At 70.4% G+C, this 22,909-nt stretch carries 20 protein-coding genes and 1 pseudogene; 9 read left to right on the top strand and 12 right to left on the bottom strand.

Annotation, left to right across the window (positions count from 1 at the left end):
* Positions 1-11: 11 nt before the first annotated feature.
* Genes OHA77_RS23845 through OHA77_RS23820 form a run of 6 tightly spaced genes read right to left on the bottom strand, consistent with a single transcriptional unit; the run spans position 12 to position 6,224 of the window.
* The gene (locus OHA77_RS23845) at positions 12-1,439 is read right to left on the bottom strand and encodes an amidohydrolase family protein (RefSeq protein ID WP_406311713.1); all 1,428 of its coding nucleotides are present in this window, start codon (positions 1,437-1,439) and stop codon (positions 12-14) included.
* On the bottom strand, positions 1,436-2,254 hold the full coding sequence (locus tag OHA77_RS23840; protein WP_406311712.1) for an energy-coupling factor transporter transmembrane component T family protein: 819 nt from the start codon (positions 2,252-2,254) through the stop codon (positions 1,436-1,438). The genes OHA77_RS23845 and OHA77_RS23840 overlap by 4 nt, the downstream gene beginning before the upstream one ends.
* Positions 2,255-2,261: 7 nt before the next feature.
* A complete protein-coding gene (locus OHA77_RS23835; RefSeq protein ID WP_326826055.1) occupies positions 2,262-2,828 on the bottom strand; it encodes an ECF transporter S component in 567 nt (188 codons plus the stop codon).
* The gene (locus OHA77_RS23830) at positions 2,825-4,492 is read right to left on the bottom strand and encodes an ABC transporter ATP-binding protein (RefSeq protein WP_406311711.1); all 1,668 of its coding nucleotides are present in this window, start codon (positions 4,490-4,492) and stop codon (positions 2,825-2,827) included. The genes OHA77_RS23835 and OHA77_RS23830 overlap by 4 nt, the downstream gene beginning before the upstream one ends.
* The gene (locus OHA77_RS23825) at positions 4,489-5,649 is read right to left on the bottom strand and encodes an adenosylhomocysteinase (protein WP_406311710.1); all 1,161 of its coding nucleotides are present in this window, start codon (positions 5,647-5,649) and stop codon (positions 4,489-4,491) included. The genes OHA77_RS23830 and OHA77_RS23825 overlap by 4 nt, the downstream gene beginning before the upstream one ends.
* A complete protein-coding gene (locus OHA77_RS23820; protein ID WP_326826058.1) occupies positions 5,643-6,224 on the bottom strand; it encodes a hypothetical protein in 582 nt (193 codons plus the stop codon). The genes OHA77_RS23825 and OHA77_RS23820 overlap by 7 nt, the downstream gene beginning before the upstream one ends.
* A 269-nt stretch (positions 6,225-6,493) precedes the next feature.
* On the opposite strand from OHA77_RS23820, the gene OHA77_RS23815 reads away from it, so the two are divergent.
* Both OHA77_RS23815 and OHA77_RS23810 read left to right on the top strand, forming a co-directional pair.
* Positions 6,494-8,359: a CASTOR/POLLUX-related putative ion channel gene (locus OHA77_RS23815; RefSeq protein WP_406311709.1), complete on the top strand. Its 1,866-nt coding sequence runs from the start codon at positions 6,494-6,496 to the stop codon at positions 8,357-8,359.
* 436 nt (positions 8,360-8,795) lie between these two features.
* Positions 8,796-9,152 (top strand): hypothetical protein, encoded by a 357-nt coding sequence (locus OHA77_RS23810; protein WP_406311708.1) that lies wholly within the window; start codon positions 8,796-8,798, stop codon positions 9,150-9,152.
* Here OHA77_RS23810 and OHA77_RS23805 read toward each other — a convergent pair.
* Complete coding sequence (locus OHA77_RS23805) at positions 9,106-9,450, bottom strand: hypothetical protein (protein ID WP_406311706.1); 345 nt, start codon at positions 9,448-9,450, stop codon at positions 9,106-9,108. The genes OHA77_RS23810 and OHA77_RS23805 overlap by 47 nt on opposite strands.
* Positions 9,451-9,549: 99 nt before the next feature.
* A complete protein-coding gene (gene sigJ / locus OHA77_RS23800; protein ID WP_406311705.1) occupies positions 9,550-10,437 on the bottom strand; it encodes an RNA polymerase sigma factor SigJ in 888 nt (295 codons plus the stop codon).
* Between the two features lie 143 nt (positions 10,438-10,580).
* On the opposite strand from sigJ, the gene OHA77_RS23795 reads away from it, so the two are divergent.
* The 3 genes from OHA77_RS23795 to OHA77_RS23785 all read left to right on the top strand — a co-directional run bounded on the left by OHA77_RS23795 (position 10,581) and on the right by OHA77_RS23785 (position 13,754).
* The gene (locus tag OHA77_RS23795) at positions 10,581-11,729 is read left to right on the top strand and encodes a serine hydrolase domain-containing protein (RefSeq protein WP_406311704.1); all 1,149 of its coding nucleotides are present in this window, start codon (positions 10,581-10,583) and stop codon (positions 11,727-11,729) included.
* A gap of 9 nt (positions 11,730-11,738) precedes the next feature.
* Positions 11,739-13,190 (top strand): MFS transporter, encoded by a 1,452-nt coding sequence (locus OHA77_RS23790; RefSeq protein WP_406311703.1) that lies wholly within the window; start codon positions 11,739-11,741, stop codon positions 13,188-13,190.
* Between the two features lie 81 nt (positions 13,191-13,271).
* Positions 13,272-13,754 (top strand): carboxymuconolactone decarboxylase family protein, encoded by a 483-nt coding sequence (locus OHA77_RS23785; RefSeq protein ID WP_406311702.1) that lies wholly within the window; start codon positions 13,272-13,274, stop codon positions 13,752-13,754.
* A gap of 68 nt (positions 13,755-13,822) precedes the next feature.
* Here OHA77_RS23785 and OHA77_RS23780 read toward each other — a convergent pair.
* Positions 13,823-13,954: pseudogene (locus OHA77_RS23780) on the bottom strand (Tn3 family transposase); the annotation flags it as partial.
* 616 nt (positions 13,955-14,570) lie between these two features.
* Here OHA77_RS23780 and OHA77_RS23775 point away from each other — a divergent pair.
* Entirely contained in the window at positions 14,571-15,509 is a 939-nt protein-coding gene (locus OHA77_RS23775; RefSeq protein ID WP_326826063.1) for a sulfite exporter TauE/SafE family protein, read from the top strand.
* 111 nt (positions 15,510-15,620) lie between these two features.
* On the opposite strand, the gene OHA77_RS23770 is transcribed toward OHA77_RS23775, so the two are convergent.
* On the bottom strand, positions 15,621-17,282 hold the full coding sequence (locus OHA77_RS23770; protein WP_406311701.1) for an alpha-amylase family protein: 1,662 nt from the start codon (positions 17,280-17,282) through the stop codon (positions 15,621-15,623).
* 117 nt (positions 17,283-17,399) lie between these two features.
* Here OHA77_RS23770 and OHA77_RS23765 point away from each other — a divergent pair, with 117 nt between their 5' ends.
* The 3 genes from OHA77_RS23765 (at position 17,400) to OHA77_RS23755 (ending at position 20,427) form a co-directional block, all read left to right on the top strand.
* Positions 17,400-17,783 carry a hypothetical protein gene (locus OHA77_RS23765; protein WP_406311700.1) on the top strand — a complete coding sequence of 128 codons (384 nt, stop codon included), beginning with the start codon at positions 17,400-17,402 and terminating at the stop codon, positions 17,781-17,783.
* Between the two features lie 83 nt (positions 17,784-17,866).
* The gene (gene secD / locus OHA77_RS23760) at positions 17,867-20,137 is read left to right on the top strand and encodes a protein translocase subunit SecD (protein WP_406311699.1); all 2,271 of its coding nucleotides are present in this window, start codon (positions 17,867-17,869) and stop codon (positions 20,135-20,137) included.
* Positions 20,138-20,226: 89 nt separating this feature from the next.
* On the top strand, positions 20,227-20,427 hold the full coding sequence (locus OHA77_RS23755; protein WP_326826067.1) for an EF-hand domain-containing protein: 201 nt from the start codon (positions 20,227-20,229) through the stop codon (positions 20,425-20,427).
* Between the two features lie 175 nt (positions 20,428-20,602).
* Here the strand turns inward: OHA77_RS23755 and OHA77_RS23750 are convergent, their stop codons facing one another.
* Together OHA77_RS23750 and OHA77_RS23745 are read right to left on the bottom strand one after the other, a co-directional pair.
* Entirely contained in the window at positions 20,603-21,352 is a 750-nt protein-coding gene (locus OHA77_RS23750; RefSeq protein ID WP_406311698.1) for a L,D-transpeptidase family protein, read from the bottom strand.
* Between the two features lie 33 nt (positions 21,353-21,385).
* Positions 21,386-22,501 (bottom strand): FAD-dependent oxidoreductase, encoded by a 1,116-nt coding sequence (locus OHA77_RS23745; protein WP_326826069.1) that lies wholly within the window; start codon positions 22,499-22,501, stop codon positions 21,386-21,388.
* Between the last annotated feature and the right edge of the window lie 408 nt (positions 22,502-22,909).

Below are 22,909 nucleotides of genomic sequence, written 5' to 3'. Positions count from 1 at the left end.
AAGATCGGAGATTAACACCCAGGAACGGCCGCTGTCCGGCGATCCCAGGTCAACACCCCTCCGATCACCGTCGCGACGCAGCGCCCCGGCCCCTCCTCGATCAGGATCCGGTACGGCTCCGCCCCCACCGAGACGTCGAAGACCGCGAAGTCGGCCGGTCCGCCGGGGGTGAGTCCCCCGGGGACGCCCAGGGCGCGGGCCCCGCCCAGGGTGGCGGCCTCGACCAGCCGCCGGTCCAGGTCGGCGGCCCGGTAGCCCTGCCGTACCGCGAGGTCGCGGAGCAGCGCGACGTCGGCCAGCACGTCCAGGGACGGCGAGGAGGAGAGCGAGTCGGTGCCGACCGCGATGGGGTTGCCCTCGGCGAGCAGCGCGGCCACGTCGGGCCCTTCCACACCGACCGTCAGGTTGGAGCGGGGGCAGAGCGCGACGACGGTGCCGCGTGCGCGCAGCAGGGCGCGGTCGGCGGCGTCCAGGTGGGTGCCGTGCGCGACGTGGCAGTCCGGCCCGAGCACACCGAGCCCGTCCAGGAACGCGGCGGGGCCGAGACCGGTGCCGCCCTCCCGCAGGATGGCGAAGTCGAACCCCAGCCCCCGGACCATCCGGGCCAGCGGCCCGGTGCCCGAGACGGTGTACTCCCGTTCGTGCGCGCCCTCGGCGAGGTGGATGTGCAGGCGCAGCCCCCGGGATCGGGCCAGCGCGGCCATGTCGCGCAGCGCCCCGGTGTCGAGCGTGTACGGCGCGTGCGGGGAGACGCCCATCGGCGCTCCCGCCTCGTCGAGCAGGCCCGCGAACCGCTCCCGCCCCGACGCGGCCCAGCTCGCGTCGGTGTCGCCGAGAGCCTCCAGGTACGGCAGGCCGCCCAGGCCCGCGTCCCGCAGCGCACCGGCCGCCACCGGGTCGGTGACGACGTCGGCGGCGGCGGTGGTCCCCGAGCGCAGCGCCTGCAGGGCGCCGTCGCGGGCACTGGCCGCCCAGTCGACCGGGGAGCCGAAGTAGACCTCGTCGAAGGCGGTGGACCACTCCTCGAAGGAGGCGTAGCGGCGCTGCCCGACCTCGGCCATGTGCGTGTACTGCAGGTGGGTGTGGGCGTTGACCAGCCCGGAGACGATCATGCCGTCCCAGCGGGTCTCCTCCGCGTCCGGCCACCCGGCCAGGAGCTCGGCGCGCGGGCCGAGGGCGGCGACCCGGCCGTGCCGTACGGCCAGGGCGCCGTCGTGGAGCGGGGGCCCGCTGACCGGCAGGACCAGCGGCGCGGAGTGGACCACGACGGCCGGCGCCCCCGAACGGGTCACGGCGTTCGGTTCTCCGGGACGGGTCGCGACGGCCGACTGTCCGGAACGGGTCACGACGGCTGGTTCTCCGGGACGGGTCACGGCGTTCGGCTCCCCGGAACGGGTCGCGACGGCCGGCTCTCCGGCGGGACCGGGGCGGTACGTCACGGTGTCCACACCTCGCCGAACGGCCCGAAGACCTTGGCGGCGGTCATCGCCACGGTGAGCACCAGGAACGCGCCCAGGACCAGGTAGTCGGTGCGGCCGAAACCGAGCTCGCGCATCCAGGTGCGGTGCTTGGCGCCGAAACCGCGCAGGTCCATGGCGTTGGCGGTGTCCTCGGCGTCGATCAGCGCGTTCACCGTCACGGGGATGACGACGGGTTTCATCGAGGCGAGTTTCTTGACGGGGTTGCGGCTGCGGCTGTGCTCGTAGCCGCGGACCCGCTGGGCGTCGATGGTCTCGCGCACCGAGGCGACCGTGGACGGCAGGAACCGGAACGTCAGGTCCACACCGTAGGCGAGCCGCTGTGACAGGCGGAGCCGGGCGAGGGCGACGCCGAGATCGGACGGGGCGATGTTGAAGGCCACCGGGAAGCTGACCATGGCCAGGGAGGCGTAGCGGACCAGCAGGGTGATCGCGTACGACAGGGTGACCCAGGTGACGTCCGTCCCGAAGAACGGCATGGTGAACAGCGTCTCCCCGGTCCCCGTACGGGTGTCGGCCGAGGTGAAGACGCTGTTCACCACCACCAGCAGCGTGGTGAAGGTCAGCATGAAGATCCAGTTGGCCCTGACCCCGCGCCACGGGATGCCCGCGGCGCGGTAGTACACCAGGGCGACCGCGGCGCACACGAGGATGCCGCGGAGGTCCGCGACGTTCACCACCGCCACGAAATAGAGCACGGGGACCAGCAGGAGCACGCGCGGGTCACGTCGCGCGAGGAAGGAACCCGCGCCCAGATAACGTGGCGTTACGTCCATCGGCTGCTTACAGCCCCGCGCGCTTGGCGAGCGGCTCCCAGGCGGCGTCCAGCGCCGGCACGAGGATGACCACCGCGATGCCGTTGGCCAGCAGCGCCGGGAGGTAGTTCACGTAGATGAACGCGGAGAAGTCGACGCCCTGCTGGACCCAGATGTCGGTGACCACGAACAGCAGGCCGATCGCGGTGGCGAGGAGCGCGCCGAGGGCCGTGACCACGAGCCGGGCGGCCTCGTTGGCGATCGGCGGGATCGCGGCGAAGATCAGCGCGGCGGCCGCGCCGACCAGGCCGTTGGCCACGCTCCAGTTCCACCAGAGCAGGCCGGCTCCCTGGATGAGGTCGATGATGACGTTCCCGACGAAGCCGACGAAGAAGCCGGTGATGACGCCGAACCGCTTGCCGAAGAACGGCACCAGCGCGAAGGCGGGCCGTACGGCGACGCTCTGCGTGCCGGGGATGAGGAAGCTGAACAGGCCGAGCACCGCGTAGAGCGCCGCACCGACGGCACCGAACACGACCGTCCTGGAGCTGATCGCCCACGGGGAGTGGCGTGGGGAGAATGCCTCAGTACTCATGAAGGGGATGTTCCTTCCGGGTGGGGGATGAGGCGCGCGAGGTCGAACGGATGGGGAATCCCCCGCGCGTCCTGGACATGGTCACGGATGGCCCGGACCAGGCTGGTCTGGCGGAGCCCGGCGCGGGACCAGATGTCCGCGTCGCGGGCCAGTTCGGCGGGGGCGGCGTCGGCGACGACGCGGCCTCCGTCGACGACGACGATCCGGTCGGCTGAGGTCAGCGCCAGGTCGACGTCGTGGGTGATGAAGTAGACGCTCTCGGTGGCGGCCAGGACCTGGGTCATGAACCGCGTGGTGGTGTGCAGGTCCTGGCCCGCGGTGGGCTCGTCGAGGATGAGCGTGCGGGGCCGCATGGCCAGGGCCAGCGCGACGGTGAGGCGGCGCTGCTGGCCGAAGGAGAGCGTGCGCGGCGAACGGTCCATGACGTCGGTCTCGCCGTCGAGGAGCATCGCGCGCAGCGCCTCCTCCGAGACCCGCCGGATCTCCTCGTCCGGCCAGCCGAGGTTGCGCGGGCCGAAGGCCAGCTCGTCGCCGACCGTCGCGCAGAACAGCGCCTGGCCGGGGTTCTGGAAGACGTATCCGAAGGTGGTCGCCAGATCCAGGGTCGAGCGCTCGGTGACCGGCGCGCCGTCCACGTGGACGGCGCCGCGCAGCGGTTCGAGGAGCCGTACGGCGGCGCGCAGCAGGGTGGACTTCCCCGCCCCGTTGCGCCCGAGGACCGCGACCCGTTCGTGGGTCCCGAACGTCAGGTCCACGCCGTCCAGCACGGCCCTGCCGCCGTATCCCAGCGCGACCCCCCGGTAGTCCAGCCGGGGCGCGGCCTCCGTCGGCACGTGGCGCGGCCCGTCCGGTGCGGCGAGCGGCCCGGAGGTCCGGTCGCGGCGCGGGCCGTCCGGTACGGCGGGCAGCTCGGCGGCCCGCGCCACCAGCGTCCCGAAGGGCAGCTTCACATGGTCCACCGGCGCGGACGCCAGGAACCCGGTCACGTCGCCCGTGTAGCTGCTCCGCCCGTCCTCCAGGTAGAGGACCCGGGTGGGCTCGAACTCCAGGATCTCCTCGACCCGGTGCTCGACGACCACGGCGGCTCCGCCCTCGTCGACGAACCGGCGCAGCTCGCGCATCAGCCGCAGGCTCGCCTCCAGGTCGAGGTTGGCCAGCGGCTCGTCCACCAGGACGACCTGGGGCCGCATCACCAGCACCCCGGCGAAGGCGACCATCTGCAGCTCGCCGCCGCTCAGCTCGGCGGTGGGCCGGCCCATGAGGTGCCGGATGCCCACCCGCTCGGTCACCTCCGCGATCCGGTGGCGGATCTCGGCTCTGGGCAGCCCCAGGTTCTCCGGGCCGAAGGCCAGCTCGGTGTCGACGGTGGTGCCGACGATCTGCTTGTGCGGATCCTGGAGGAGGGTGCCGACGGTGGTGGACAGCTGCCTGATGCTCTGTTCGGCCACCGGCCGCCCGCCGACCATGATCTCACCGGTCACCTCAGCCCGGTAGGCGTGCGGGATGAGCCCGTTGAGCAGCCGGAGCAGGGTGCTCTTGCCCCCACCGGAGGGCCCGCTGACCAGTGCGAGGTCGCCGGGGCCCACGGCGAGATCGACTCCGGAGAGCACCTGCCGGCCGGTGGTCTGGTAGCGGACCGAGGCGGACCGCAGCTCGATGATCACAAGCCTCTTTCCAGGAACGCGCGCTGCAGGGCGGACGGCGTGTCGAGGCCGACTCCCAGCGCGTTCAGTTTGAGCCGGGCGACCCGCTCGTCCAGCTCGCCGGGCATGAGATGGACGGCGGGCGTCATCGCCGGACCGTGGGTCACCAGGTGGTCCACGGCGAGCGCCTGCACCGACAGCGAGAGATCCATGATCTCGATCGGGTTGCCCTCGGCCGCCGCGCAGTTCACACACTCCCCCTCGGCCAGCACGGTGACGCCTGGCGGCACGTCGCCGGTCTCGACCTCCTCGGGCACGCCTCCGGCGACGGCCACCACGGCACCGGGACTCATGGTGCGCAGGTGCTCACGGGTGATCGTGTGTGCCACACCGGTCGCGGAGAAAACCAGGCCGGCCTCCGGGCAGGCGTCGAGGAGCGGGCGGACCTCGAACCCCTCGTGGTGAGCGCGCAGCGCCGCGAACGGCTCCACCTCGGTCACGATCACCCGGGCGCCGAGCGCCCTGGCGTAGCGGGCCACGCCCTGGCCGACGTATCCGTAGCCGGCCACCACGCAGACGGTCCCGGCGAGCTGGAGACCGGTCAGGTCCAGAGCGGCCATCACGCAAGACTGGCCGGTGCCGTGCACGTTGTCGAACAGGTATTTCGAGCGGGCGTCGTTGACGGCCAGCACCGGAATCCGCAGCTCGCCCCGGTCGGCCATGACCCGGAGCGGGCGAAGGCCGCTGGTCGTCTCCTCGGCCGCGCCGATCAGCCCGTCCAGCAGACCTGCGGCGTGGGCCAGCCGTACGACCCTGGAGCCGTCGTCGACCAGCACGTCCGGCCGGCGGCGGAGCATGCGCAGCGCGAAGTCGCGGTCCTGCTCGGGCGAGGCGTCCGAGCGGGCGAGGACGGAGACGCCCTCGGCCGCCAGGGCCGCCGCCGTCTCGTCGTCGGTCTCGCCCGCCGGGCAGGTCACCACCACGTCCGCCCCGGCGTCCCGGAGCGCCAGGGCCAGGTTCGCGGTCTTGGGCTCCAGCACGAGCACCAGGCCGACCCTGCGCCCGGTCAGGTCGAGCTCCCCGGCGACGGCGCCGAGCACCGGCATGAAGCGCCGTGCCCAGGCGATCCGCTCCCGGCCGCGCGCCTGGAGCGTGGCGTCCCTGATCTCGGTCAGCACGCCAGGTCCAGCACGAACACCTGGTGGCCGGTTTCGAGGCGGTAGCCGGTGACACCGTCGCGGACCCGTACCCCGGGCATACCCGCGAAAAGACCCGGCTTCTCCGGCGACGCGGATTCTCCCGGTGAATCACCCGGATCAGGTGTCGTGGAGAGCCGTCCGGTTGTCACCGGCACTTTGAGCCCATCGGACTTTCCGGTCACATCACCCGGATCAGAGGTAAGGGAGAGTCGTCCAGGTGTCACCGGCGCCTTGAGCGCATCGGTCTTTCCCGGCATTTTTTGGATATTCCTGCGGATGAGGATCGCCCCGTCCCGCAGGAAGGGCAGGTGTGCCTCGGCCGCCCCGACCACCAGGTCGGCGATCGCCACCGCCTCGTTCTCGGGCAGGACCCGGTGGCCGTCGAGAGCCGCGGCCGGGTCGGTGACGAGGGTCTGCGCGCCCATCGCCCGCAGGCGGTCGGCCAGCTCCGGCTCACGGCCGATGACGGCCACGCGTTTGCCGGCCATCAACAGGTTGGTGAGCCGGAGAATGGCCTGTATCGCGGTCTGTGCCCGGCGATGTTCGTCACTCATGGCCCCTCATCCGATCTTCTGCAAGATCCGATTAAAGGGGAGATCACCACTCAGTGACAATGGTCTTTCGCCGATAAAAGGTATCAATCCCTACCTGTGAGCCCGGTTCTATGGGGTGAATCACGCCGGCGGCGGTCCCCCGCAGCGGGGATCCGGTCGCCGGATTCCGGTCTGGGGCACCATGTTTCGCGGATTTGCGAACACCAGAGCGACCTGCCAGTTTTGTGCGATCGTTGTTGGTCGGGCGTTTACCCACGGGGAGGTATTCGGTGTCCAGGGCTACGGTCCGCGAACGGGTGCGCTACTGGTTCGACACGGCCATGTCGAAAGGCACCGTGGCCCTGATCGGCTGGCTCGGCCTGATCTCCCTCGGATTGATCCTGCTGGTCACCCTGCTGAGCCTGTGGCTGACCCCGGCGGAGGCGGCCGAGCACGACGGCTTCGCCGGCATGCTGTGGGCCACGCTCATGCGCACGCTGAGCCCCGGCAAGGTCGCCGGCGACACCGGGAGCGCGCCGTTCATCGCGCTGATGTTCGCCGCGTCGCTGGGCGGGATCTTCATCGTGAGCGCGCTGGTCGGGGTGCTCGCCAACGGGCTCATGACCAAGTTCGAGCGGCTGCGCAAGGGCAGGTCGCGGGTCATCGAGACCGGGCACATCGTGATCCTGGGCTGGTCGGACCAGGTTTTCACGATCATCACCGAGCTGGTCCAGGCACACGCCAGCGAGCGGGGGTCGGTCATCGCGATCCTGGCCGACAGGGACAAGCTCGCCATGGACGACGATCTCCGTCAGCACGTGGGGGAGACCGGCAGGACCAAGCTGGTCTGCCGGACCGGGCGGCCCACCGAGCCGGCCGACCTCGACCTGATGAACCTCGGCGCGGCCCGCTCGGTGGTCGTGCTGTCCCCCCAGGGCGACGACCCCGACGCGCACGTCATCAAGACGCTGCTCGCCCTGGCCAAGTGCGAGGGCGACCGCCCGCCGGTGGTGGCCGCCATCGCGAGCACCACGAACATGGGCGCCGCCCGGCTGGCGGGCGGCCCGGAGGTCCACCTCGTCGACTCCGACGACACCGCCTCCCGGCTCATCGTGCAGTCGTCGCGCCAGTCGGGCACGTCCGTGGTCTGCATGGACCTGCTCAACTTCTCCGGCGGCGAGATCTACCTGCGCTCCGACGCGAACCTGGCCGGCCTGACGTACGGCGAGGCGCTCCCGGCCTACCAGACCGCCACGGTCATCGGCCTGCGCCGGGACGGCCGCGTCATGCTGAACCCCGCGATGGACACCGTGATCGACGCGGCGGACGAGGTCATCGTGATCGCCCAGGACGACTCGATGATCCACCTGGCCGACGGCATGCCGCAGGCCCAGGAGGAGGCGATCGTCTCGGTCGAGCCCGAGAGGCCCGGCCCGGAGCGGACCCTGATCCTCAACTGGAACGGCCGGGGCCGCCACATCATCCGGTGCCTCGACGGCTACGTCGCCCCCGGCTCCGTCCTGGACATCGCCTCCGACCACCCCGACGCCGCGACCGGCTTCGAGGGCCTGGTCAACCTCACGGTGAACGTCAAGGGCTGCGAGACCACCGACCGCTACGCGCTGGAGGCCTTGGGGCTGGGGGTCTACCAGCACGTGGTCGTGCTCTCCGATGACCGCCACCCCGCCGGCCACGCCGACACCCGGACGCTGATGACCCTGCTCCAGCTCCGCGACATGCAGACCTCACTCGGCGAGCGATACTCCATCGTCAGCGAGATGCACGACGAGAGCAACCGCGCCCTGGCCGAGGTCACCCGGGCCGACGACATCGTGATCAGTGACACGGTCATCGGCCTGCTCCTGGCGCAGCTCACCGAGAACCAGCATCTGGCCGAGGTGTTCGGCTACCTCTTCGACTCCCGCGGTTCGGAGATCTACCCCCGTCCGGCCGGTGACTACGTCCGGGCCGGGGTGCCGATCACCTTCGCCTCGGTGATCGAGTCCGCCCGCCGCCGGGGCGAGAGCGCGATCGGCTACCGGCTGGTGGACCAGGTGAACGAGGCCCCCCACTTCGGGGTCGTCCTCAACCCGGACAAGTCGCGCATCCTCCGCCTCGGCCCCGGCGACTCGGTGATCGTCCTCGCCGAACACTGAACATCGAGCCGCCCCGGGCGGGATGGGCACCCTGCGTCCACCGGCTCGCCCCGGCCGGCCTGCGACTGCGCGGCGGGACGAGGGCGCGGGTACGGCGGTTCCACGGAACGACGGAGGGGCGCACGATCTACGTCCTGACCTCGCCGGTGGGCCTTCGGCCGGGTTCCAGTCAGGTCTTGGTGATCATGAAGGCCAGACCGAGCAGCACGGCGACAGGAATCAGCCACACCACGAACTCGATTGCGGTCTCCTTGTACACGGTCGGTTTCTCCTTTTAAGTTCTGCTGAATCCCTGGAATCGGCCATGCGAAGCATATGCGCAGCGGGGAACAGGTCCGCACTCGGGCCAGGCCGCCGGATCCCCCAGGTGGGCGGTCACCTCCGGTGCCGTCGCCGAATGTAATGTGACGAATACATTCGGTGGAGAGGTGGGGCCATGACGGACACGGGTGGCGAGCAGGCGGACATCATCGGCGAGCGGCTCATCCTCGGCACGGGATTCGCCGAGGATGAGCGCCCCGAGATCGTCGAACGGTTCACGGCACTGGGGAAACGGCTGCGCTCGTATCCCGCCGACTCGGTGGACCTGCGACTGAGCGTCAAGAACCGCGGCGGGGCGGAGCAGAAGGCGACCCTCGAATGCCGGCTCGCCGGGGTCGAGCCGCTGGTGGCCACCTCGACCGAGGAGGATCTGCCCACCGCGCTCATCGAGGTCCGCGAGGACATGATCCATCAGCTGGACAAGCTCAAGACCAGGAGGGACCCCCGCCACGACCGCCCGCACCGCCCGTGACCGACATGACCTTCCGGCCGGTGGCGACCCGCTGCGCGAGCCGTTCCAGCCGCGGTTCGGGAGAAGACCCCCGGGCCCGCCGGTCGCCGGTCAGCCAGCCCTGGTCACGCCACCAAGCGCAGGCGGAGCCGAGCGCGTCCAGACGGACGTTGACGGTGGCGGCTGCTGCACCTCCCCAGCGGTCGGCGAACCAGGCCGCGACGCGGTCGGCGTCGGCCTCGCCCTCCAACTCGGCCAGGGCGGAGTGCTCGCCGAGTTCGGTCACCAGCGCACGGATCGCGACCGCTAATTTCTGCACTCATCCTCCTCGGAGGCCAGAGGGCGCTCTCATGCCCAGTGACACCCCTCACCGGTGATGCGGTGCGCGTCGGTGATGGGGTGTCAACCGGGTCAGGTTTCACGGCTCCAGACGGGTGAGGTCGAGCTGGGCCAGCCGGTCGGGGTCGGACAGGATATCGATCGTGGCGATCTTGCCCTCGGAGATGGTGAAGCTCATGACGGAGATCAGCTGGCCGTCGATGGTGTTGACCAGGCCGGCGAGGCCGTTGACGAGCGCCGGGTGGGTGGCGGCGCTGGAAGCCATGCGCTGGAAGGTGGCGAGCTGTCCGGCCACGGCCGCGGCGCCACGGATGACCTTCATGCCACCGGTGAGCATCCCGCCGTCGGCGCGCAGCACCACGTCGGGGTCGAGGATGGACACCAGCGCGGCGAAGTCGCCGCCGCGCGCGGCGGTCAGGAACGCGTCCACCACCCGGCGCTGATCGGCCAGGTCGGGGTCGGGGTTCGGGGCTGCGCCGCGGACGCGCTGGCGGGCGCGGCTGGCGAGCTTCTTGGCAGTCGCGGGGGTGCGGTCCACGATGGGCGCGATCTGCTCGAACGGCAGGCCGAACATGTCATGGAGCACGAACGCCAGCCGTTCGGCCGGGGTCAGGGACTCCAGCACGACCAGCAGCGCCAGGCCCACCGAGTCGGCCAGCAGCACTTCCTGCTCCGGGTCGGCGGCATCCGCACGGCTGATCACCGGATCGGGCAGGCGGTCCTCCAGTGACTCCTCGCGCCGGGACTTGCGGATGCGGAGCATGTCCAGGCAGACCCGGCCGACCACGGTGGTCAGCCAGCCACCGAGGTTGTCGATGTCACCGGAGTCCGAGCGTGCCAGCCGCAGCCATGCCTCCTGGACCGCGTCCTCGGCCTCGGTGAGTGAGCCGAGCATGCGGTAGGCGACCGCCTTCAGATGGGGACGGTGCCCCTGGAACTGGTCGGCCAGAAAATCATGGGGCGTCACGGTCGTCTTCCTCTCAGCTCAGCCACGTCATACCCCTGACGCATCAAACCAGTGAGAGGTGACCGCGAACGCACCCGGTCACCTTTCCTGCGGATCATCCGTCATGCCGGCGACCGACACTCACTCACAAAGGGTTGCCGACGATGAGCAGGATGGATGTCCACGGAACGGTCGCGGACGGCTTCGAGCAGGTGCGCGAGGAGTTTGCCGCGGTGGTGGCCGAGCAGGACGGCCAGGTGGGCGCGCAGCTGACGGCCTACGCGCACGGCCGGCCGGTGGTGGACCTGTGGGCCGGGGACGAGGTGAGCGGCGACACGCTGACCGGCGTCTACTCCTCCACGAAGGGCGCCGCGACGCTGGTGGCGGCGCTGCTGGTCCAGGAGGGCGTCCTCGATCTGGATGAGCCGGTGGCCCGGCACTGGCCGGAGTTCGCCGCCGCCGGCAAGGACACGATCACGCTGCGGGACGTGCTCACCCACCGCTCCGGCGTCATCGGCGTCGACGACGGGCTGTCGGCGGCCGAACTGGCCGACGACGCGGTGATCGCGCGCCGCCTCACCGCGCAGCGCCCGTACTGGCGGCCGGGTTCCGCCTACGGCTACGGCGGGTTCGTCTCGTTCGCCATGGTGAACGAGGTGATCCGGCGCGCGACCGGCCGGTCGCTGCAGCAGGTGTACGACGAGCGCATCCGGGTTCCGTACGGGCTGGACCTGTTCCTGGGGCTGCCCGAGGCCGAGGAGGAGCGGTTCCGGCCGATCCAGTGGTGGACGGCCACGCCGGAGCAGGAGGCCGCATTCTGGTCGAACGTGCCGGGCCCGCACAGCATCCTCGGCATCGGGTACGGGCTCAACAGCACGCCGCCGCTGGACCAGGTGGCCTTCGCCAACACCCGCGCCGTCCGCGCCAACGGTCCGGCGTCGGCCGGCGGGGTGGGCAGCGCGCGCGGCCTGGCCGGCCTGTACGCGGCGGCCGTCTGGGGCCTCGACGGGCAGCCCCCGCTGCTCAAGCCGGACACCGTCGCGGAGTTCGCCCAGTTGCACTCCACCGGCGCCGACCTGGTCCGCGGCGACCAGGGCAACTACGCGCTCGGGTTCCAGGCCAAGGGCCTGCAATATGCGTTCCTCAGCGCCAACGCGTTCGGCCACGACGGTTCGGCCGGCTCGGAGGCCTTCGCCGACCCGGTCAGCGGCATCGCCTTCGGCTACACCCGGCGCCGTTTCGGATTCGGTTGGTCCTACCCCGAGCACGACCGGCTCGCCGCCGCTCTCCACCGTGCCGCCACCGCCTCCTGAGGAGCCGACATGACCTCGATCAACACCACCCATCCCGAGAGAAGCGGCCTCGCGCTGCCGGTGATCGCGGCCGCGCAGCTGCTGATGGTGATGGACGGCACCATCGTGACCGTGGGCCTGCCCGTCATCGGAACCGGGCTCGGCATCGCCGAGACCGATCTGGACTGGGTGCTCACCGCCTATGCCCTGGCCTTCGGCGGCCTGCTGCTGGCCGGCGGCCGCGCCGGCGACCTGTTCGGCCGGCGCAGGCTGTTCCGTGCCGGACTGGTCGTCTTCCTGGCCGCGTCCCTGGTGGGCGGCCTGGCCGGCAACGGAACCATGCTGATCGCCGCCCGAATCCTGCAGGGTGTCGGCGCCGCGATCGTCGCCCCGGCCGCGCTGTCCCTGCTCGCCGACACCTTCCCGGCCGGACCGGAACGCAACAAGGCGCTCGGCGTCTACGGCGCCATGGGCGGCCTGGGCTCGGTCGCCGGCCTGCTGCTGGGAGGTGCGCTCACCGAGTACCTGGGCTGGCGCTGGATCATGTTCGTCAACATCCCCATCGCACTGTTGGTCCTTGCCGGAACATTCGCCCTGATGCCCGGCACCCGCCAGCGCGGCGGCCTCGACCTGCCCGGCGCGGCCACGGTGACGCTCGCCCTCGGTTCGCTGGTGTACGCGATCAACCGGGCCGGCTCGCACGGCCTCGGCGACGGGCTCACCCTGACCTTCGGCGCTGTCGCCGTCGCGCTGCTCGTCGCGTTCCTGGTCATCCAGCGCACCGCGCGCAGCCCGATACTGCCGTCAGGAGTGCTGGCCGACCGCGGCAGGCTCGGCGCCAACCTGGTCATGCTGCTCATGGGCGCCGGGCAGCTGGCCACCTTCTACTTCCTCACCCTGTACATGCAGACGATCAAGCAGTACTCGCCCATGATCACCGGCCTGGCCTATCTGCCGTTCGCCATCGGCATCGGCATCGGCTCCGGCGTCATCGGACCCCGGTTGCAGGCCCGTACCTCCACCCGGATCGTGCTGGCGACCGGGATGGCGGTGGCCACCGCAGCGATGGGCTGGTTCAGCCTGCTGACCCCGGACCAGAACCCCCTGCTCGTGCTCCTGCCCGCCCAGCTCGCCGGCGGTATCGGCCTGGGCATCGGCTTCGTCGCGGCCACCATCGGTGGCGTGCAGGGCGTCGCACCGCACGACTCCGGCATCGCCTCCGGTCTGGTCAACACCAGCCAGCAGATCGGCGGCGCCCTCGGCCTGGCCGTCCTGGCCGGCATCGCCGTCACCGCCGCAACGAGCCAACCGGCAGGCACTCCCCTGCACGACGCGCTCACCAGCGGCTACACCGCCGGCATGCTCGGCGCGGGCGGCTTCTACCTGGCCGCGATCCTCACCGCCGTCCTCCTCCTGCGCCCCCGCCCCGCGAACCGGGACAGCGAGCCCGCACCGGAAACCCTCGGCAGCACACCCGGATGAAATAGACCGCCTCACCGGTCACCTTCGCCCCATGCGATCCGTCAGAGCAGCGAAACACCGTTCAGAAAGGAACCCACCACCATGACCACCACCGAGTCGCGCCTGCCCAACCCCGCCGTGCTCGTCCCCGAGCTCAAGGACATCGGCGGCGCCCTGTACAAGGCGACCGGGAACGGCACGATCCCGCAGACCACCATCAGCCTGCTACAGCTGCGGGCCGGCCAGATCGCCGGCAGCACGTACCTGACCGTCCTGCACACCGGCAACCTTCGCAAGGCCGGCGCCACGGAGGAGAGCATCACCGCCGTGGCCTCCTGGAGGGACGCGCCCTACTTCACCGACGCTGAACGCATCGCGCTGGAACTGGTCGAATCCGTGCTCACCCCTAACCCGTCCGGCGAGCGCGTCCCCGACGAGCTGTACGCGAGGGCGTCCGAGCAGTACGACGACAAGGCGCTCGCCACGCTCATCATGGCCATCGGCCAGGTCTGCTTCTTTCTCCCTCTGGCCCTCATCGGCAAGCCGCTGCCGGGTGTGTCGCCGACGGAGCAGTGGAGGCCGTAACGCCCAAAATGCTCAGGGCGAGGACACGGCAACCCGTACCTCGCCCTGCCCGGGGTCAGATCAGGGCCGGGCCCAGCGACGGACCCGCGGGTGAAGCGGCGCAGCACCTGCTCGGTCTCGGCGGTGCGCAGCTTGAGGGTGGTGGCGTAGTTGACCATCTGGTCGTATTGCTGGGCGATCAGCTCCCAGTCGATCGTGCGGTCGCTCACCATGCGTGCCAGGCACGGGGGCCGGGTCGTCGGCGTCCACCCAGCGGGGCTCACCGCGGTGGGTGGTGACCTTGGTGCCGCCGGAGCGCTTCTTAGTGATCGCGGCCGCGCAGTCGGCCATCGAGGTGCGCATCGCCTCCTTCAAGGTGGCGATGAACTCTTGTTCGTCCAGCGGCTGGCGCAGGTTCTCGTAGTGCACGTCGCGGTTGTCCTCGAAGTCGGCCGGCAGGTCCTCTTCGGGATTGCGCCAGCGGGCGGCACCGTTGACATAGATCTCCCGGCGGCGCAACGCGTTCTTCAGCGCCACCAGCACGCACAGCTCGCAGGAGACCCGCTCGATCACCCCGTCGCCGTCCACGACCGCCTCCAGCCATCTGTCCGGGACCACTCCCGAAGATCCAAACTCAGAACAGGCCATAGCGGGACTTTTCTCATATCGCCTCACGCGTACCGGGTGAGACGCCTTTTAACAACAGCCCCATTTCCGGTGACGTTGCGTGGCGCCCGGACAACACGATGAGTGCTCGAAACGTGACTTGACTGAGCTATTAGCCTGATAAACGATAATTCCAACTTACAAAGTAGGAAAGATGGGAAGGGGGATGTCGTGCGCGCACTCATCCTGCTCGGGCTGGTCGGGCTCCTCGCCCAGCTCGTCGACGGCAGCCTGGGCATGGCCTACGGCGTGACCTCGACCACTCTGCTGCTCGCCATCGGAACCAACGCGGCGGCCGCTTCGGCCACCGTGCATCTGGCCGAGATCGGCACCACGCTGGCTTCCGGCATCTCGCACTGGCGCTTCGACAACATCGACTGGAAGGTCGTCGCCAAGATCGGTATCCCCGGCGCCGTCGGCGCGTTCGCCGGTGCGACGTTCCTGTCCAGCCTGTCGACCGAGGTCGCGGCCCCGATCATGTCGATCATCCTGCTGACGCTGGGCGTGTACATCCTGATCCGCTTCACCGCCTTCGGCCTGCCGCGCGGCAATCTGGGCAAGCCGTTGCGCAAGCGCTTTTTGGCGCCGCTCGGTCTGGTCGCCGGCTTCGTCGACGCCACCGGCGGCGGTGGCTGGGGCCCGGTCGGCACCCCGGCCATCCTGGCCAGCGGCCGCATCCCCCCGCGCAAGGTGATCGGCTCCATCGACGCCAGCGAGTTTCTCGTCGCCATCGCGGCCAGCCTCGGCTTCCTGGTCGGCATCGGCTCCGAAAACATCGACTTCGCCTGGGTCGGCGTGCTGCTGCTCGGTGGCGTGATCGCCGCCCCGATCGCCGCTTGGCTGGTGCGCCACATCCCGCCGCGCATCCTCGGCTCGGCCGTCGGCGGTGTCATCATCCTCACCAACGTCCGCACGCTGCTGCGCAGCGACTGGATCGACGCCTCCGGTGGCGTGCAGACCATCGCCTACATCACCATCGCGCTCATCTGGGCCGCCGCGATCGCCTACTCCGTGCGCGAGTACCGCCGCGACCAGGCCAACGAGTCGGTCGAGGCGATCGAAGCCGAGCTGCGGCAGCGCGAGGCCGAGGAGGAGACCGCCCCGGCCTGATCGGGTCATGCCCCGCACCGTCGTCCCGCCCGTGAAAGCCGTCACCGGGCTTCGCGCCGTCGCCGACGCGGAGCCCGGTCTCCATCGGAGAGGGGTCCAGCCGCTCGGGGTCTAGCCGCTCTTGGCGGAGCTGTCCTCCAGGGGCTCGTCCGGCACGGCGGCGCGCAGCCAGCGGGTGCCGTACGGCTCAAGCCCGAAGGTCACCCGCCCGTCCGAGGGCAGGTCGAGGCTGCCGTCCACCAGCAGGTCGGTCAGCACGTCGCAGTGGCCGAGGCCGTCCAGCACGAGTTCCACCTTCGCCTTCCGGTCGGCGAAGTTGTGGACGGCGATCACGGTGCCGCCGTCGGCGTCGGCGCGGTGCGCGAGCACGGCCTCGTCGCCGGCGTCCAGCACCTCGTAACGGCCCCAGGCAAGCTCGGGCGACTCCCGGTAGCGCTCGATCAGCAACATGATCCACTTGAGCAGCGAGTCGGGGTCACGGCGCTGGTCGTGCACGTTGACGTTCCGCGGGCCGAACTCGCCCGTGGGGGCCGGGACAGCGGTCTTCGGGTCGGGGGAGAAACCGCCGGAGGCGGACCACTGCATCGGGATCCGGACCGCCATCCGGCCCTCACCCTCCAGGTTCTCGCCGAGCCCGATCTCCTCGCCGTAGAAGAGCACCGGCGTGCCCGGCAGGGAGAACAGCACGCTGTAGGCCAGCCTGAGACGGCGCTGGTCGCCGCCGAGCATCGGGGGGAGCCGGCGGCGCAGGCCCCGATCGTAGAGCTGCATGTCCTTGTCGGGGCCGAACGCGTCGAAGACCTCCTGCTTCTGCGCCTCGGTCAGCTTGTCCAGGGTCAGCTCGTCGTGGTTGCGGACGAACATGGCCCACTGGGAGTCGTCGGGCGGCTCGGGCCGCTCACGCAGGGCTTCGGCGAGGAGCTCCGGGTTCTGGCGGGCCATCGACAGGTGGAAGCGCTGCATGGCGATGAAGTCGAAGCACATCGTGACCTCGTCGCCGTTGTCGCTGTCACCGAAGTACTCCATCAGCTCCGGATAGGGGAGGTTGACCTCGCCCAGCAGGATCGAGGTGCCGTCGCGGCGGTTCATGAAGGCACGCAGGTCGGCGAGGAACTCGTGCGGGTCGCCGCCGATGCCCTCGATCAGGAACGGCACCGCGTCCACCCGGAAGCCGGACAGCCCGAGCTCCATCCAGAAGCCGAGGATGCGCGCGATCTCGTCGCGGACCTCCGGGTTGGCCGTGTTGAGGTCGGGCTGGAACCGGTAGAAGCTGTGGTAGTAGTACTGACCGGTCTTCTTGTCGAGCTCCCAGAGGTTGTCCTCCTTGTCGGGGAAGACGATGGCCTTGGGATCGACGGGGTCGGGGTCGTCCTGCCAGATGTACCAATCGCGCTTGGCCGAGTCCCGGCTGGCACGCGCCTCCTTGAACCAGGGATGCTCGTCGGAGGTGTGGTTGACCACCAGGTCGGCGATCACCCGCATGCCCCGGTCCCTGGCGGTGCGCATGAACTCCACGAAGTCCCCCAGGGTGCCCAGCCGGGGATCCACCGAGTAGAAGTCGCTGATGTCGTAGCCGTCGTCGCGGCTGGGACTGGGGAAGAAGGGCATCAGCCAGATGCAGGTCACCCCGAGCCGGTCCAGATGGTCGATCTGCTGGGTGAGGCCGCGGAAGTCGCCGATGCCGTCGCCGTTCCCGTCCTTGTAGGTCTCGACGTCCAGGCAGTAGACCACCGCGTTCTTCCACCACAGATCAGCCGTGTAGGTCAGTCGCATGCGTCCGCACTACCCTCCTGCGGGCCGTTTACCGGAACGGAGGGCATCTGCTGTTCTCCATCGGGGGCATAACAGCCCTTAACGGGCTACGGTGGGGCCGAGACCCTGGAGGAGACCATGCGGCAGCCAAGGCGCGGTGCGCCGTACGGCTGGCTGCTCGCCCTCCTCTTCCCGCTGCTCGTCTCGGGAGGTCTGGGCGGGAGCGGCGTCACCGTCCTCCTGGGGCACACACCGGGGCACCCGGCCGTCACCGCGGTCACCGCGGAGCACCAGCCCCTCTCCCACCAGGTCCATCCCGGCGGGGAGCGGCAGATCCTCACCGTGGGCTCCGCCGGCTCCGGATCCGGCGGCGGCCACCCGGTCGCGGCCCGTCCGCCCGGCACCCATCCGCCGCTCCGCGCCCCCGGCGCCGGCTCGCGCCGGGCGGGTGACGACGATCCACGCCCGCTCGCGGCCCCGCTGTTCCTGCCCAGCCGGGCACCGCCCTCCACAGGCGTCTGAAGACACCCCGTAGCCGGGCACCGTGACCCGCCGCGGGTGCTTCGCCGTACCCGAAAAACCTTCCCCAGCCTGTGGAGGCTTTCATGTCGCGTGCCCCCGTGGTGCGCGCGATAGCGGCGTTCGCCGTTGTCGCCATCTCCCTTCTCGTAGCGTTGACCATTCCACCGCGCCTCGGACTCGACCTGCGCGGCGGCACCCAGATCGTCCTGGAGACCAGGGACTCCCCGACCGTCAAGGCCGATGCCGAGGCCACCGACCGCACCCTTGAGGTGCTCCGCCGCCGGGCCGACGCCCTGGGCGTGGCCGACGCGCCGCTGGCCCGTTCCGGTGAGCGCCGCATCATCGTGGAACTGCCCGGCGTGCAGGACCCGGCCCAGGCCGCCGAGGTCATCGGCAGGACCGCCCAGCTCACCTTCCACCCCGTCGTCGCCCTGGCCGACGCGACGACCAGAGCCGGGGCGGGTGAGCGGATCATCCCCGACGAGGACGGCGCCAGGCTGGTCATCGGCCCGGCCGGACTCACCGGGGACGGCGTCGGCGACGCCCGGGCCGGGACCGATCCGCAGCGGGGCGGCGGCTGGTACGTCACCGTGGACCTCCGTGACGGGGGCCGCCAGGCGTGGGCCGGGTTGACCGGCAAGGCCGCGTGCAACCCGGTGGGCGACCCGAAACGGCGGGTCGCCATCGTGCTCGACTCCAAGGTCATCGTCTCGCCGCAGGTGAACGAGGACGTGGCCTGCGACGTGGGCCTGCCGGGCGACTCCACCCAGATCACCGGCTCCTTCACCGCCGAGGAGGCGCAGGACCTGGCCGTGCTCATCAAGGGCGGCTCGCTGCCGGTGCCCGTCGAGATCGTCGAGCAGCGGACCGTCGGCCCGACGCTCGGCGCCGCCGCGATCACGGCCAGCGCCGAGGCGGCCGTGATCGGCGTGCTGCTGACCGCGCTGTTCATCACCGTGACCTACCGGCTGGTGGGGTTCCTCGCCACCATCGCCCTGGCCTGTTACGCGCTCGTCTCCTATGCGGCGCTGGTGGCGCTCGGCGCCACGCTCACCCTGCCGGGGCTGGCGGGCTTCGTGCTCGCGATCGGCATGGCGGTGGACGCCAACGTGCTGGTCTTCGAGCGGGCCAGGGAGGAGTACGCCGCCGTGCCGAAACTCCGGCCCGCGCTGGAGAAGGGCTTCCGCAACGCCTGGAGCGCGGTGGCCGACTCCAATGTCACCACCCTGCTCGCGGCCGGGCTGCTGTTCTTCCTCGCCTCGGGGCCGGTGCGCGGTTTCGGCGTCACCCTGAGCATCGGCGTGGTCGCCTCACTGGTCACCGCGATGGTCGTCACCCGGGTGCTGGCCGAATGGGCGGTGTCGCGGCGGCCGGTGGCCGGGCGGCCCGCCCTGACCGGCCTGTCCGGCATCGGGCGCGTCCGGACCTGGCTGAACGCGCGCACGCCCGACCTGATGCGCCACCGGACGGCCTATCTCGTGGTCACGTGCGTGCTGGTGGCCGCCGCCGTGGCCGGGGTGGCGGTACGGGGGCTCGGCCTCGGGGTCGAGTTCACCGGCGGCAGGCTGGTGGAGTACTCCACCGCCGTCCCGATGACCGCCGACACCGCCCGCGAACTGGTCGGCGGGGCCGGGTTCCCGAATGCGACGGTGCAGGCCGCCGGAACGGACATCTCCGTGCGGACCGGTCAGCTCGGCGCCGACGGGCTGGAGCGGATCGAGACGGCGCTGGAGAGCCGGGCCGGGCAGATCACCAAGGAGCGCGACGAGCTCATCGGCCCGAGCATGGGTGACGAACTGCGCCGCAACGCGCTGGTGGCGCTGGGTGTCGCGCTCGCGGCGCAGCTCGCCTACCTGGCCTTCCGGTTCCGCTGGACGTTCGGCCTGGCGACGGTGCTGGCCCTGGTCGCGGACGCGGCGATCGTGCTCGGCGCGTTCGCGTGGCTGGGCAAGCCGGTGGACGGGGTGTTCCTGGCCGCGATGCTCACCGTGATCGGCTACTCGGTCAACGACAAGGTCGTGGTCTTCGACCGCGTCCGCGAGTTGTGGGGGCGGCGCCCCGGGGCGCCCTTCGCGGAGGTGACCGGCGCCGCGATCCTGCAGACCGTGCCCCGTACGGTGAACACGGGCCTGGGTGCGCTGTTCATCCTGGGCGCGCTGGCCGTGCTCGGCGGCGACTCACTGGCCGACTTCGCGGTGGCACTGCTGATCGGCATCGTCACCGGCACGCTGTCCTCGGCGCTGGTCGCGGCGCCGCTGGCGATCGTGTTCGAGAGGCGCAGTTCGGCACCGCCGCCACGGCCCGGCCCCGGGCGCGCGGCGGGACGGCGCGAGGGGTCGGGGGCGGTGGTCTGAACGGGTGGTTGCAGGCCCGCCCCCGGGGCAGCGGTATGCCGCTAATGTGCTTGCGTCTATCTCTCTGCTGATGAAAGGCCGGTGCAATCGTGGCGGACGACTACGCGACGACTTTCAGGATTATCGACGTCGACGGTGACGGCCTGATCTCGGCTACCGAGATGACGCGTCTCATGGAGGTGCTCGGCCAGCCGATCACCCCCGAGGCCGCCGAGGCCGCCATCGCCAGGATCGACCTGGACGGCGACGGGCTGATCTCCCTGGAGGAGTTCGGCGGCTACCTCGGATAGCCCCGGTCCTCCCGCCGGACGCCCGGGGGATTCGCGCCGGCGGGACACGTCGGTGAGGCCACGTCCGGTCCGCGGATCCCCCTTCCGGCCTTCCTCGGCCAACCGCGGGCCGGACGTGGGTGGGATCCATTCCCGGCCCGCATGCCTTGACACCTGGCAGCCGTGCCCTGTTCGGTCAGCGGACGTAGACCGGCTCCCCCGTCTGGACCATCTCGAAAAGCGGCCGGGCGTTGTGCAGCGGGACACGGATGCACCCATGGGACGCGGGATGTCTGGGGACCACTTCGGAGCCGTGGAAGCCGATGCCGCCGTTGAAGTAGACGGTGTAGAACTGTTCGCCCAGCGGGCCCTTGGTCCATCCCGCCGTCCGCCACCAGGCGCGGAAGTCACCGACCGGGGTGACGGCGATCCCGCAGTGACCGTTCTTGCAGTAGTGCTTACCCGTGCCGGTCGAGATGTGGGAGACGATCGCGGGCTTGCCGTCCTGCCACGCGGTGAGCAGCTGGCGGCGCAGGTCGATCTCCACCCGGTCGGGCTCCCCGGAGCGCACCAGTGACCTGACACGGTCCGGGTGATCGAGCGCACGCCAGGTCGCGGGGTCCACCTGGTCGACGGGGGGCAGCCCGTTGGCCTTCTGGAAGGCCCAAACGGCCGCGCGCAGCCCGGGACCGTACTCGGAGCCGAGCGGTCCCGGACTGAAACCCAGTCGGTCGAGACGGACCTGGACCTCGTGGATCAGGGCCCCCTTGTCACCCAGTTGCAGGGTGGGAAGCTGCGGCGGTCCGGCGGCGTGCCGGGAATGAGCCGCGGCGGGCCCGGAATACCGCTGGGCCGCCATACCGGTGCGCTCCATGTCGAACGGCAGGAACGCGGTCAGCGCGAGGACCATGTTCGCGGCCAGGAAGCACTGGACAGTTCTTCGCATGTTTGACGCCCATCCACTCTCAGGCGGAACCGGTCAGAAGGAGTGTGAATACTTACGGCCGTCCACGGCCGAGCGCACCAGACCGACGGCTTCCCGCGCGCATCCCCAGGAGAAACTGAATCCGGCCCCACCGTGCGCGAAATTGTAGATTATCTGGCTTTCTTCATCCCATTCCAGGCAGACGTTCTCCTGCCGAAAAGGCCGCAACCCGACCCGCACCGGCTCATTGGCATCTATTTTTGCCTGGCGCAGTGCGGGCATGAACGCCAGGCAGCGCTCATACATGTCCCGGATGGGTCCGTGGTTCTCCATGGTGAGACCCGTGTCCCACTCGTCCTTTTCCGCCAGTCCGCCGAGAACAAGGATCCGCTGGCTGCGCGGCACGATGAAGACGATGTCCTGCTCGTCGTGGCCCTCCTGGTGGGAGACGCAGTGGGCCTCGTCGATCCGGGGCCCGCGGAGCCCGCCGTTCCGGACCCGGACCAGGGCTCCGCGTAGCGGATACATGCTGATTCCGCGCAGCTGCGCGGTGCCGAGCCCCGCACAGCTGACGATCGCCTCGGCGTCGAACCGGTCGAGGAGCCCGTCCCGTTGCTCGGCGAGCAGCCCCTCGATCCGCTCCCGCCTGACCTGCACCCCGTGCTTCTTGACCTGCCCCATCAGCCACGCCATGTACTGATCCGTGTCGATCATGGGTGCCAGGTGGGAGTACGCGTCGACCACGCCGTAGTCGGGGCTGACACCGTTGCGTTCGGCGAGCGACCGGTCGTGGACGAAGCCGCGCACCTTCCCCGCGAGCTCCTGCATCTTGTGCAGATCGTGCGGGCTCTCTGCGACCGGGCGCCTGAAGTAGAAGTTGGATCTCCGCATGGCCACGCCGGGCACCTTGGCGCGGGCGAGCTCCTCGAAGACCCCGTACGAGGTGACGCACCAGTCCTTGGAACGGGCGAGGGAGATCTGGTCGTGGTGGTAACCGCACACCGCGGGCGGCCACTCCCAGAGCGCACCCGCCACGACGGAGACGATATCGGGTGCGAACTTCTCCGCGACCACGGTGACCCGGAATCCTTCCCTGGCCAGACACAGCGCGGTCGTCAGCCCGCTCACACCGGCCCCGATGACGAGTATTCTCTCCGAATTCGCGCGCACCTGGGAACGCCTTCTTTCTGAGTACATCCGGCTCGATCACTTTTTCGGCATGGCCGACCGCGGGAGGTCGTCGCGACGGACGCTGAAACTCTCCCAGGGTAGATCGGGGCACCGGCGAACTCCGGAGTGGCGATGTGCTCGAAATGGAAGAGGCGCTGCGCCGGAGCGACGGAAAAGAATTGCCGATCACGGATGGGAATCGGATGGAAACCGGGTACGGCCGTGCCGGAGTCCGATACCCGGATGGCCGGCGTTTGACGGACCACTGGATTTCCGCGATCAATTCATCGGCCGACCCGAACCCGTGTTGACACATTTTTAGTCGAGCGCCGGCGGTTACCGCGGACCTGCGGGGGGCGCCAAGGACGGGATTGCCTGTGTTGAGCTTCAGGCTCGCCTATATGACCC

This window comes from Streptosporangium sp. NBC_01639 (assembly GCF_045209755.1).
Taxonomy (GTDB): Bacteria; Actinomycetota; Actinomycetes; order Streptosporangiales; family Streptosporangiaceae; genus Streptosporangium.
The sequence above is the reverse complement of the archived record's forward strand: the minus strand, read 5'-3'. Positions and strand labels throughout refer to the sequence as shown.

Coding starts and splice junctions, on each gene's coding strand:
- OHA77_RS23840 (WP_406311712.1), bottom strand. CDS start 2,254: ATGGACGTAACGCCACGTTATCTGGGCGCGGGTTCCTTCCTCGCGCGA.
- OHA77_RS23835 (WP_326826055.1), bottom strand. CDS start 2,828: ATGAGTACTGAGGCATTCTCCCCACGCCACTCCCCGTGGGCGATCAGC.
- OHA77_RS23790 (WP_406311703.1), top strand. CDS start 11,739: ATGACCTCGATCAACACCACCCATCCCGAGAGAAGCGGCCTCGCGCTG.
- OHA77_RS23765 (WP_406311700.1), top strand. CDS start 17,400: ATGCGGCAGCCAAGGCGCGGTGCGCCGTACGGCTGGCTGCTCGCCCTC.
- OHA77_RS23770 (WP_406311701.1), bottom strand. CDS start 17,282: ATGCGACTGACCTACACGGCTGATCTGTGGTGGAAGAACGCGGTGGTC.
- OHA77_RS23810 (WP_406311708.1), top strand. CDS start 8,796: ATGACGGACACGGGTGGCGAGCAGGCGGACATCATCGGCGAGCGGCTC.
- secD (WP_406311699.1), top strand. CDS start 17,867: ATGTCGCGTGCCCCCGTGGTGCGCGCGATAGCGGCGTTCGCCGTTGTC.
- OHA77_RS23820 (WP_326826058.1), bottom strand. CDS start 6,224: ATGAGTGACGAACATCGCCGGGCACAGACCGCGATACAGGCCATTCTC.
- OHA77_RS23795 (WP_406311704.1), top strand. CDS start 10,581: ATGAGCAGGATGGATGTCCACGGAACGGTCGCGGACGGCTTCGAGCAG.
- OHA77_RS23750 (WP_406311698.1), bottom strand. CDS start 21,352: ATGCGAAGAACTGTCCAGTGCTTCCTGGCCGCGAACATGGTCCTCGCG.
- OHA77_RS23785 (WP_406311702.1), top strand. CDS start 13,272: ATGACCACCACCGAGTCGCGCCTGCCCAACCCCGCCGTGCTCGTCCCC.